This is a genomic window from Ureibacillus terrenus (assembly GCF_006569205.1).
GTDB classification, from domain to species: domain Bacteria; phylum Bacillota; class Bacilli; order Bacillales_A; family Planococcaceae; genus Ureibacillus; species Ureibacillus terrenus.
The window spans coordinates 43,791-53,372 of sequence record NZ_VIGD01000017.1; the positions used below are offsets into that span (position 1 = coordinate 43,791).

The following is a 9,582-nucleotide window of genomic DNA, read 5'->3' on the forward strand; positions in this document are numbered from 1 at the left end:
TTCAAATCCATCTTCAAAATTCGAATTCTTCCGATTTTTCGAAAACAAAAGATAGACAACAGTTTGTCACAAGTATAAAATAACGGATACGGGAGGTGAGTTTTGGAAAAAGATGAACTTTTTCCGTTCATGTATGAAAGTGATCCGGATTGTCGCTCAGGTTTTGCTTTTGTATATTTTTTACTACGCAGGGGTATTGATTGTGGACATCACCCACCTTCCATTGCCTGCAAGCATCATCGGAATGGTGCTTTTGTTTATTTGTTTGCATTTCAAATGGATCAAGGTGGATTATATAAAAGAGGGCGCCAATTTCTTAATCGCCTTTATGACTTTATTTTTTATCCCTCCGATTATCGGAATTATTGATTATCCACAGCTGATTTCCGTATCCGGAACTTTGCTTTTGGCATCGGTGATTATCAGTACGCTGTTTGTGCTGCTAACGACGGGCATAATTTCCCAGTGGATCGAGAAAAAAGAATTGGAGATGAAAGAAAAGAAGGAAAAGGGGGAAGCGGAGCATGCAGGCAAGTGTATCCATCATTAGTACGGTTATTATATTCTTGTTGATGAGAAAATTATATACCCGATATCCCTCTCCGTTGCTCATGCCGATTTTGACTTCAAGCATCATCATCATCAGCGGTCTGTTGCTGTTGAATATTCCTTTTGACACCTACATGAAGGGGGGGCGGTACCTTCAGCATTTGCTCGGACCCGCTGTTGTGGCGCTGGCTTACCCATTGTACAATCAATGGGATAAAGTGGTGAAATATAAATATACGATTCTATCAGGGATAGTCATCGCGATGGTAAGCGGGCTATTGAGCGTATATTCGCTGTTGGTCGTATTTAAAATCGACAAAGAATACATATTGACCGCATTGCCTAAATCGATTACCACACCTGTAGCAATGCATGTAAGCGAAACCATTGGCGGGATTCCGCCGCTGACCGCCGTATTGGTATTGATTGCAGGATTTACAGGTGCCCTTCTTGGTTCGGTGGTCTTCACCCTTGGAAAAATTGAGTCCCCGATCAGCCGGGGAATTGCGATGGGGAGCGCCAGCCACGGGGTCGGTACGGCAAAGCTGGTCGATTATGGCGAACTTGATTTGTCGATCGGTTCCCTGTCAATGGGGCTCAGTGCGGTAGCCGGTGCGATTTTCTGCCCATTATTCGTATATCTATTGATGTAAGAATCTGTGCCGATTAGGTGCGGAAACGCCGTTCAACCAGAAAACGGCCGTTTCAATAGGGTTCATTCATTGAGACCTAAACCATCTTCAAAAAGCAGCCTTTCGACGAGGTAGCTTTTTTGCCCAAGGGGGAAGTCCATTGAAAATTACCACGCTTTTCATTGATTCAATGAAAAAAGGGAATCCGATCAGGTCCGGATTCCCCTTTATTGCCGGTTGTTCCCGGTTTCTTGCATGGATATATTAAACTAATAAATCGGCTTTCTTTCTTTTATGACCCGGATCGTATTCAGGCTCGCATCTTCAGGTCCCTGCACCGGAAGCCCCGCTTCAATGTTCATTTGAATGTACCTGATATTTTCTTCCGTAATGACTTCTCCAGGAATGAAAATCGGAATGCCGGGCGGATAGACCATGATAAATTCCGCACAAATATAACCCGCTGAATCTTTAAAAGGAATCACTTCCGTGCTGGAATAAAAGGCATCCCTTGGCGTCATGGCAAGAGCGGGTATATCCGGAACATTTACTTCCGTTTCCTTTATGCATGCTTCCGAATCAAAGGCTTGGGACATGCGCTGCAACGCATTCACAAGCAAATTCACTTCTTTTTTTGTATCTCCGAATGTGATGATGCAAAGGATGTTGTAAAGGTCCGAAAGCTCGACTTCGATGTTGGCGTTTTGCCGCAGCCATTCCTCCGCCTGATGGCCCGTAATGCCCAAATCTTTTACGCTGATCAATAGCTTGGTAGGGTCCATGTCGTAGGTTGCGGATGAATGGAGCCTCTCTCTTCCCGCCACCTTCAAATGCGGAATTTTCTTGATCCGTTTTCTGGCTTCCTTTGCAAGCCGAATTGTGTTGTCGATCAATTCATGGCCATGGACGGCCAATTGTCTTCTGGCGCAATCTAGGGATGCAAGCAGCGGATATGAGGTTGATGTCGTTGTCAACATCGATAATACAGATTGCACCCGATTGACGCTCACAAGCCCTTCCCGGACGTTTAAAACGGAGCTTTGCGTCAATGATCCCCCCAGCTTATGTACGCTTGTTGCAGCCATATCTGCCCCAGCTTCCATTGCCGAGATGGGAAGTGCATCATGAAACTTCAAGTGGATTCCGTGGGCTTCATCAACGATGACCGGTATATTAGCCGAATGCGCAATATCGACAATGCGCTTCAAGTCGGCAGCAAATCCATAATATGTCGGATTGATCACAAGCAAAGCTTTCGCATCTGGGTATGTGTTGATCGCCTTTTCGACCGATTCGGCACTAATTCCGTGAGTGATTCCATATTCTTCATCCACTTCCGGATAAATGAAAATCGGAATCGCCCCGGAAAGGATGATGGCTGACATAGTGGATTTATGGACATTGCGTGGTACCAAAATTTTATCTCCTGGACCGACGACAGACATGATCATCGCCATAATAGCACCACTAGTTCCTTGTACAGAAAAAAATGTATGGTCAGCACCAAAGGCTTGCGCGGCGAGTTCTTGCGCCGCTTTGATCGCGCCCTTTGGCGAATGCAGGTCATCTAGTGGGGCAATGTTGATCAAATCGATTGATAAAACGTTGTCTCCAACGAATTCTCTGAAAGCAGGGTCCATTCCTTGCCCTTTTTTGTGTCCAGGGATATGGAATTGGATCGGATGTCTGTTTCGATGTTTGAGCAATGCGTCGAACAGAGGAGTCTCTAACTGTGACAACGCAGGTACCACCTCGCTTTTGTTATCATTTTTATAAAACAAAAAAATTATAGCATCTATGGGCTGTACTTGCTATATAAATTTAAAGGAAATTCAGGTTTTATTGAAGAACTATTTTATCAATATGATAAAAAGGAGATGGGCATGATGAATTGGGAGACAAGAATCACGAAATTGTTGGGAATACAATATCCAATCATCCAGGGAGGACTCGCCTACTTGGCCTATTCGGATTTGGCGGCAGCCGTATCAAATGCCGGGGGACTCGGGCAAATTACAGCGCTCACTTTGGAATCCCCCGAACAATTAAGGGAAGAAATCCGGAAAACAAGAGAAAAGACCGATAAACCTTTTGGAGTGAATTTTGCTTTCGGCAATTATGGCAAAGGATATGAGCCGATGGTGGAAGTGGCGATTGAAGAAAAAGTGCCGGTCATTTCCATGACCGGAGGCAATCCGGCGCCGATGTTCAAATTGCTTGAAGGAGTGGATGTGAAAAAGTTAGTATTAGTGGCGGCGCGCAGACAAGCCCAAAAAGCCGAAGAACTTGGCGCCGATGCGGTGATGGTTGTAGGGCAGGAAGGCGGCGGCCATTTGGGACGGGATGATGTCGGGACAATGGTGCTCGTTCCGCAAGTCGTGGACAGCGTGTCCATTCCGGTCATCGCTTCAGGAGGAATTGGAGATGGACGGGGCCTGATGGCTGCTCTGGCTTTGGGGGCGGAAGGAATTGAAATGGGTACCAGATTCATCGCAACGAAAGAGTGCGTCCATGCATCCCCTGCATATATTGAGGCCCTCTTAAAGAGTTCCGAAACGGATACAACGGTCATTAAGCGTTCCCTTGGCACTCCTGCCCGGGCATTGAAAACCGAGTATACCGAAAAGATTTTGCAGATTGAAAAGGAAAACCCAACATACGAAGCGTTGAAAGAATATATTAGCGGAGAGGCAAATAAACGTTTCATTTATGATGGGGATATTCAAAACGGCTTTGGCTGGGCAGGCCAAGTTGCCGGACTCATCAAAGATGTCCCGACGGTGAAAGAATTGTTTGACCGGATGATCCGGCAGGCGGAAGAAATACGCTCAAAGTGGGGAAGATAAGAAAAACTATACAAAGTGAGGTTCAGACAATGCAATATGCATATCCTATTTCTCCGGATTGGACGGCGGAGGAAATTATTACGGTCGTAAAATTTTTTGAAGGGATTGAACAGGCCTACGAAAAAGGAATCAAGAGGGAAGAGATAATTGAAAAGTATCGGCGTTTCAAAAAAATCGTTCCTTCGAAAGCGGAAGAAAAGACGCTGTTCCGCGAGTTTGAAGAGGTCAGCGGATATGCCAGCTATCCGGTAGTGAAACAGGCGAGGGAATTGAAAGACGGTGATTGGATTTCTTTTAAAACGGAATAAAGGCGAAAAAAAAAGGAGCATATCATCATGCTCCTTTTTCTGTTCCAAAAGGAAATTTTATGATGGCGGAAAGTTGAATAGAAGTCGTCCCGAGGAAAAAAAGCAAAGGAAAACTGTAATGTTTACCGCCGCTTTGAGCATATTAATTATACAACATATAGCAGGAAATAAACGATTTCCCAATGGATTAAAATAAAGGAATGAAAACAAAGAAATTCCAATAAAATTCTCAATTTCTTCCAATCATGATGTCGTAAATAGGCAGAAGAGCATCGAACGTATTTTCAGCCAATTTTAAAAACTCTTCCGAAGTTAGATTTATGCATTGTTCACGTGGAATATGACGTCCAACCAGAAATTCTCCTTTTTTGACATCCCTCAGACGAATCAGCAGCTTTTCCAATTGATGGTCCAATGCATCCCCCAAAGGAATGGCATCAGGAGAAGTATGATCGCCCGAAATAATGAAATCCCCAGGCAACTTGCGAAAAGAATCCAATGATCCCAGCAAACGTTCCGCCATGGAAGATTTTTGTGGAGCTTCATAAATAATTGCAGCAACAATGAATAAATGTTGATTTGTAAGCCCAATTTGAAAATGAGGAAGCGATTTGTATCCCCGTTTATACGGAGCAAATGCCACCCAGGAATCATTTGGCGGATTGACTGTCCTTCTTGCATGTTTGGCAATATGGGCAAAAAATTCCTCGCCGGTTTTGGCACTGAAATATCCGGCAAAATATTCGCCAAGCGCTTGAAATTTTGGACGGACGATGGATTTTAATGCATCCATTCGGCGTTCTAAACCGTCAATGGTAAAAACATCAAAATCGGCATTTGTCCACTTGACATCAACCATGAATTGTTTCCTCCTTTTTCAATCACATGTTTATTTTTCTTGGTTTTTGGGAAAAATTTTGTAACAAACAGCACTTCACCTTGAGACAAAAAATCAGAAGAAAGGAAAGTGATGGGCATGAAACAAATGATTAAAATTATCCGCAAAGTAGATATTGAAAAGCAATATGAGCGCGCTTTACGATTAGAGTTGGATTATGAATTGGCTTCTTTATATTCCGCAATGCAAGAAAATGATACAAAAGAAATGGAAAGATGCAAAAAACGTTTGAAAGAAATCCAGGATGAATTAAATGGTTTGCACGCTTATGCGTAAACAAATTCCCTTCCGTTAGAATCACTTGCTTTCCTTATTGAGCAAGTGATTTTTTTTTTTTGAAATTTTTTTAAATCCTTATTGAATCTCCCCTTTTTCTTGCAATCTTTTTAAAAAGTATATAATAATAACAAGGAAATGAAAAAAATTAAGGATTCAAAAATATTTTGCAATTTAAAGGGGCTGGGAGCCCTTTTATAAAATTCATGTTACAATAATTATTATGGATGGGAATGCAGCTTCCTATATTTTAACTATGAAAATTCTGAATTTTGGAATAATATTATAGAATAGAAAGATTTGATTGTTCTGATAGAAGGTAGGTTTTATAAAAATGAATTTACAAAAAATACATGATTTTGCAATAAAAACAATTCTTGATGCCGGAGAACAGATCCGCGATTCTTTTTCAAAGGAATTGATTATAGAAACGAAAGCAAGTGCCAATGATCTGGTTACGAATATCGATCGGAATATAGAACAATTTTTTGTGGACAAAATAAAGAATTTGGACCCGTCCCATAAAATTTTAGGGGAAGAAGGGATGGGGGATAAAATCCGGTCATTGGATGGCCCTCTTTGGATCATCGATCCGATCGACGGCACCATGAACTTCATTAAACAAGGTCGCAATTTTATGATTTCGATCGGGTTCTTTATAGATGGGGCCGGCAAACTGGGATATTTATATGATGTCATGAGGGATGAACTCATATACGCCATCCGCGGCGAAGGAGCATTTCTTGGAAAGCAGCCTCTTGGCAAATTGCAGCCTATGACAATTGAGGAAGCGATCATTGGGATCAATTCAAGCTGGGTGATTCCGAACGGAAAAATCAATCATGAAAAAATTACGAAGCTTATTAAGACGGTGCGGGGAACCCGTTCTTATGGTTCGGCCGCGATGGAGATTGCCCTGGTGGTGACCGGAAAACTCGATGCCTATTTATCAATGAGATTGGCTCCATGGGATATCGGAGGCGGCACGGTAATCGCCCAGGAGGTTGGTGCGGCTGTTTCGAATCTGAAAGGGGAACCTGTCAATCTATTAACCCAAGATACATTCCTGATTGCGAATCCTTCCATTCATCAAGTGCTGCTGGATCAATACATTGAATTGAAAGAGGAGAAACAGCATTCCAAATAACCGGTAAGCGGTTGAAAAGCAAAAAAAGTGCTCGGCCATCAAGTGGCGAGCACTTTCCGTTATAGCAGCCCTTTTTCACGGAATTTCTTTTTCATGTTGAATCCGATTCCAAAGACAGCCACTAGCGCAATGATGCTGGCAATGATGGAAATAATGCTTTTGATGGCAATCGCATAGCCGATTGCAATCATGGATAGCAGCGCTGCGATGGAAAATAGTGCCATAACCAATTTCGCGATATTCATTTGATGCCCCCCTTTTCGGTTCCGGATAGTAAAATGTATTTTTCAAAAAAGGACAATTTTAAGGTTCTTGTGATATAATAACACAGTTGACCTTATGAACAAAGAAATTGGAGTGGAAGTATGAAAAACTTGCGTGAAGATATTCGCAATATCGCCATTATTGCACATGTCGACCATGGCAAAACAACCTTGGTGGATCAATTATTAAAACAGTCCGGGACTTTTCGCGTAAATGAACATGTGGAAGAACGGGTAATGGATTCCAATGATATAGAGCGTGAACGCGGTATTACCATTTTAGCAAAAAATACTGCCGTTCACTATAAAGGGACAAAAATAAATATTTTGGATACTCCTGGACATGCCGATTTCGGAGGCGAAGTAGAGCGGATCATGAAAATGGTCGATGGAGTGCTGCTCGTTGTCGACGCCTTTGAAGGATGCATGCCCCAAACGCGCTTCGTTCTGAAAAAAGCGCTGGAACAAAAACTGACGCCGATTGTGGTAGTGAATAAAATCGACAAAGATTCAGCCCGCCCTTTGGAAGTGGTCGATGAAGTATTGGATCTATTCATCGAATTGGGCGCTGATGAAGAACAATTGGAGTTTCCTGTGGTTTATGCCTCAGCGGTCAATGGTACGGCAAGTCTTGATCCGGATCCGGCAAAACAGGAAAACAATATGCAATGTCTATTTGATACGATCATTGATCATATCCCTGCGCCAGTGGACAATTCGGATGAACCGTTGCAATTCCAGGTAACAATGCTTGATTACAATGAGTATGTGGGCCGGATTGGTATTGGACGCATTTTCCGGGGAACGATTCATGTAGGACAATCTGTGGCACTTATGAAATTGGACGGCTCTGTGAAACAATACCGGGTAACAAAATTGTTGGGCTACTCCGGCCTGAAACGGGAAGAAATTCAATCAGCAAGCGCGGGCGATATCGTTGCCGTTTCCGGTATGGATGATATCAATGTGGGAGAAACGGTGTGTGATATCAATCATCAGGAAGCATTGCCTCCATTGCGCATTGATGAACCTACATTGCAGATGACGTTCCTTGTGAACGATTCTCCGTTTGCGGGGCGCGAAGGGAAATTTGTGACTGCCCGCAAACTGGAAGAACGTTTAAAACAGCAATTGGAAACGGATGTTTCATTGCGGGTGGAAGATACCGATTCACCGGATGCATGGATTGTTTCCGGCAGAGGAGAGCTTCATTTATCCATCTTGATTGAAAATATGCGCCGCGAAGGATATGAATTGCAAGTTTCAAAACCGAAAGTGATCATCAAAGAAATCGATGGAGTCAAATGCGAACCGGTGGAACGGGTACAAGTGGATGTTCCTGAAGAATATGTGGGTGCCGTGATTGAATCATTGGGCAATCGCAAAGGCGAAATGGTGGATATGATCAATAACGGCAATGGACAAACCCGCCTCATTTTCATGGTGCCATCCCGCGGATTGATCGGGTATACAACGGAATTTATGTCCATCACCAAAGGGTACGGAATCATCAACCACTCCTTTGACAGCTATCAACCGGTTGTTCCTGGCCGTGTCGGTGGCCGCCATAACGGGGCTCTTGTATCGATGGAAACTGGAAAAGCGACAACTTATGGTATGATGCAGATAGAAGATCGTGGTACACTATTTGTAGAGCCGGGCACGGATATTTACGAAGGAATGATTGTCGGGGAAAATAGCCGGGAGAACGACCTTGCCGTCAACATCACAAAACAAAAACAAAAAACGAATATCCGTTCCGCAACGAAAGATCAGACAGCGGTCATCAAAAAACCGCGCCTTTTGACACTGGAAGAAGCATTGGAATTTTTGAATGATGACGAATATTTGGAAGTAACACCACAATCCATCCGTTTAAGAAAACAAATTTTAAATAAAAGTGAAAGAGAAAAATTGGCGAAAAAACAAAAATACGCCGAGCAAGAATAATTCTCTTCATGGGAATGTGAAAGGTGTTGTTCGACTTGAAGCTGTTTAGTTTGATTTTGGCATCTGCACCAATCAGTGACACAGATCGTGTGTTTAACCGCATGTCAGCAGTTACTCGTTATGTATACGAAAATGCACCGAATAACCAAGTGGCAGGATATATTATCTTTTTCCTTGTTTTTATCCTTTCCGCCATCGTGTACAAGCTGGGGTTTGCTAAAAAACTCAGCGTGGGGAAAAATATAATTATTTATATTTTCCTATTTTTGGGCTGTATTCTATTAACCTTTTTTGCCTTATTCTTGCCAATGATAGAAGGTTTAATAGTGGCTACCCTTGTACTGATTCTCTATAAAATCCGTTTATGGAGAGAGAAAAAAGAAGAAAAAGAAGCTTCGTAAGAAAAGAAAAACAGCTTTGTGATTGCCATCATCATTTTCAACTGAAAATAGAAACATAGATTTGAGGCTGGGACATAAACCAAAAATGATCGGGGCAGCTGAAAGAGTTTTAATAACAGATCAAAAAACATCATTTTCTCTTTGGAGAAAATGATGTCAGCTTGTAGACAAAGTCCCAAACTAGTGGCCAAATCTACAGGCTTTTTTTGTATAATAGGGATAGAATTCTTGGTTAACGGGGGAAATTTAGGATGTTATCGAAGCGTACTGACAATAATCGAAATCAATTGGAAATGGTGGCTCTTGATCAAT

The 9,582-nt window shown here is 42.5% G+C and carries 11 protein-coding genes; 8 read left to right on the forward strand and 3 right to left on the reverse strand.

What is annotated here, in order from left to right; all coding sequences use genetic code 11:
- The first annotated feature begins 112 nt into the window (after nucleotides 1–112).
- Both FKZ59_RS11990 and FKZ59_RS11995 read left to right on the forward strand, forming a co-directional pair.
- Nucleotides 113–550 (forward strand): CidA/LrgA family protein, encoded by a 438-nt coding sequence (locus FKZ59_RS11990; RefSeq protein ID WP_246045887.1) that lies wholly within the window; start codon nucleotides 113–115, stop codon nucleotides 548–550.
- Entirely contained in the window at nucleotides 525–1,202 is a 678-nt protein-coding gene (locus FKZ59_RS11995; protein ID WP_141602998.1) for an LrgB family protein, read from the forward strand. The genes FKZ59_RS11990 and FKZ59_RS11995 overlap by 26 nt, the downstream gene beginning before the upstream one ends.
- 248 nt (nucleotides 1,203–1,450) lie before the next feature.
- Here the strand turns inward: FKZ59_RS11995 and FKZ59_RS12000 are convergent, their stop codons facing one another.
- A complete protein-coding gene (locus FKZ59_RS12000) occupies nucleotides 1,451–2,920 on the reverse strand; it encodes an aminotransferase class I/II-fold pyridoxal phosphate-dependent enzyme (RefSeq protein WP_141602999.1) in 1,470 nt (489 codons plus the stop codon).
- A 147-nt stretch (nucleotides 2,921–3,067) separates the two neighbouring features.
- Between FKZ59_RS12000 and FKZ59_RS12005 the strand changes: the two genes are divergently transcribed.
- Both FKZ59_RS12005 and FKZ59_RS12010 read left to right on the forward strand, forming a co-directional pair.
- Complete coding sequence (locus FKZ59_RS12005) at nucleotides 3,068–4,027, forward strand: NAD(P)H-dependent flavin oxidoreductase (RefSeq protein ID WP_141603000.1); 960 nt, start codon at nucleotides 3,068–3,070, stop codon at nucleotides 4,025–4,027.
- A 29-nt stretch (nucleotides 4,028–4,056) separates the two neighbouring features.
- Complete coding sequence (locus FKZ59_RS12010; protein WP_141603001.1) at nucleotides 4,057–4,335, forward strand: UPF0223 family protein; 279 nt, start codon at nucleotides 4,057–4,059, stop codon at nucleotides 4,333–4,335.
- A 229-nt stretch (nucleotides 4,336–4,564) separates the two neighbouring features.
- Here FKZ59_RS12010 and FKZ59_RS12015 read toward each other — a convergent pair whose 3' ends face one another.
- Complete coding sequence (locus FKZ59_RS12015; RefSeq protein WP_141603002.1) at nucleotides 4,565–5,194, reverse strand: YktB family protein; 630 nt, start codon at nucleotides 5,192–5,194, stop codon at nucleotides 4,565–4,567.
- Nucleotides 5,195–5,311: 117 nt separating this feature from the next.
- Here FKZ59_RS12015 and FKZ59_RS12020 point away from each other — a divergent pair, with 117 nt between their 5' ends.
- Together FKZ59_RS12020 and FKZ59_RS12025 are read left to right on the forward strand one after the other, a co-directional pair.
- The gene (locus FKZ59_RS12020) at nucleotides 5,312–5,509 is read left to right on the forward strand and encodes a hypothetical protein (RefSeq protein WP_141603003.1); all 198 of its coding nucleotides are present in this window, start codon (nucleotides 5,312–5,314) and stop codon (nucleotides 5,507–5,509) included.
- A gap of 334 nt (nucleotides 5,510–5,843) precedes the next feature.
- Nucleotides 5,844–6,656 carry an inositol monophosphatase family protein gene (locus FKZ59_RS12025; protein WP_141603004.1) on the forward strand — a complete coding sequence of 271 codons (813 nt, stop codon included), beginning with the start codon at nucleotides 5,844–5,846 and terminating at the stop codon, nucleotides 6,654–6,656.
- A 59-nt stretch (nucleotides 6,657–6,715) separates the two neighbouring features.
- On the opposite strand, the gene FKZ59_RS12030 is transcribed toward FKZ59_RS12025, so the two are convergent.
- Entirely contained in the window at nucleotides 6,716–6,901 is a 186-nt protein-coding gene (locus tag FKZ59_RS12030) for a DUF5325 family protein (RefSeq protein ID WP_141603005.1), read from the reverse strand.
- Between the two features lie 120 nt (nucleotides 6,902–7,021).
- Here FKZ59_RS12030 and typA point away from each other — a divergent pair, with 120 nt between their 5' ends.
- Together typA and FKZ59_RS12040 are read left to right on the forward strand one after the other, a co-directional pair.
- Nucleotides 7,022–8,869, forward strand: coding sequence for a translational GTPase TypA (gene typA, locus FKZ59_RS12035; protein WP_141603006.1), 1,848 nt, complete (start codon nucleotides 7,022–7,024; stop codon nucleotides 8,867–8,869).
- 35 nt (nucleotides 8,870–8,904) lie between these two features.
- Nucleotides 8,905–9,270, forward strand: a complete 366-nt coding sequence (locus FKZ59_RS12040; protein WP_408057506.1) for a YlaH-like family protein — start codon at nucleotides 8,905–8,907, stop codon at nucleotides 9,268–9,270.
- Nucleotides 9,271–9,582 lie beyond the last annotated feature (312 nt).

Coding starts and splice junctions, on each gene's coding strand:
- FKZ59_RS11990 (WP_246045887.1), top strand. CDS start 113: ATGAACTTTTTCCGTTCATGTATGAAAGTGATCCGGATTGTCGCTCAG.
- FKZ59_RS11995 (WP_141602998.1), top strand. CDS start 525: ATGCAGGCAAGTGTATCCATCATTAGTACGGTTATTATATTCTTGTTG.
- FKZ59_RS12005 (WP_141603000.1), top strand. CDS start 3,068: ATGAATTGGGAGACAAGAATCACGAAATTGTTGGGAATACAATATCCA.
- FKZ59_RS12010 (WP_141603001.1), top strand. CDS start 4,057: ATGCAATATGCATATCCTATTTCTCCGGATTGGACGGCGGAGGAAATT.
- FKZ59_RS12015 (WP_141603002.1), bottom strand. CDS start 5,194: ATGGTTGATGTCAAGTGGACAAATGCCGATTTTGATGTTTTTACCATT.
- FKZ59_RS12020 (WP_141603003.1), top strand. CDS start 5,312: ATGAAACAAATGATTAAAATTATCCGCAAAGTAGATATTGAAAAGCAA.
- FKZ59_RS12025 (WP_141603004.1), top strand. CDS start 5,844: ATGAATTTACAAAAAATACATGATTTTGCAATAAAAACAATTCTTGAT.
- FKZ59_RS12030 (WP_141603005.1), bottom strand. CDS start 6,901: ATGAATATCGCGAAATTGGTTATGGCACTATTTTCCATCGCAGCGCTG.
- typA (WP_141603006.1), top strand. CDS start 7,022: ATGAAAAACTTGCGTGAAGATATTCGCAATATCGCCATTATTGCACAT.